At 29.6% G+C, this 761-nt stretch carries 1 protein-coding gene; it reads right to left on the minus strand.

Going from position 1 to position 761, the window contains the following annotated elements:
• Nucleotides 1–26 precede the first annotated feature (26 nt).
• On the minus strand, nt 27–692 hold the full coding sequence (locus HMPREF9171_RS102765) for a CPBP family intramembrane glutamic endopeptidase (protein ID WP_000008108.1): 666 nt from the start codon (nt 690–692) through the stop codon (nt 27–29).
• Nucleotides 693–761: the final 69 nt, after the last annotated feature.

Raw genomic sequence — 761 nt, forward strand, 5'->3', positions numbered from 1 at the left:
CTTTGAGCAAATTGCTCAAAGTTTTTTTAGTTATTCATCATTGTACTGATTAACACGCTATAAGCAAGAGCATTGTTAATAAAATGAACCATTATACTATATTCTAAGTGCTCAGTTTTATAATAAACAAAAGATAAAATAGCACCCATCCCAGCATAAATAATAAAACTACCTATATCAGAAGGGGAATGAATAAGAGCAAAAGCTAAAGTACCGATTACAAAACCCCATTTTTGATGTTTCGCAAAAAGTTCTTTAGGGATAATATAGCGAAATATAATTTCTTCCATAATAGGGGCACCAATTATGGCAAAAATTAACATCAAAGCTAGTGGAAGTTGCTTTGTTAATTCCATAATTACTGTTTGATTTGCTGTATCTTTAACCCCTTGCATAGTCATAATGAGGTAACCAATAATTTGTGGAACCCTCAATGATAACCAACCTAAGAGAATAGTAACTAATGCTTTCCTTGTCAATAATACTTTCCATCTGATTATTTGTTTAACCTTGGCATAATAAAGGAAAAGAGCAATAATAAGTAATTCTAAGCCAATTAACAATATACTAGTAAAAGGCGTTTGATAGTGATTCTTTAGGAGCCACACAGCCAATATAGGAACAAGTTGATTAATAACTAAAAATGCTATTAGCAAAGCTAAAATTTTGCCTTTTTTAATAATAAATGACACAAAAACCTCCAAAATAAATTATTAACTTTTTTCTATCATAACATATTTTCAAATCTTATAGACTTATCG

This window comes from Streptococcus agalactiae ATCC 13813 (assembly GCF_000186445.1).
Classification (GTDB): Bacteria; Bacillota; Bacilli; order Lactobacillales; family Streptococcaceae; genus Streptococcus; species Streptococcus agalactiae.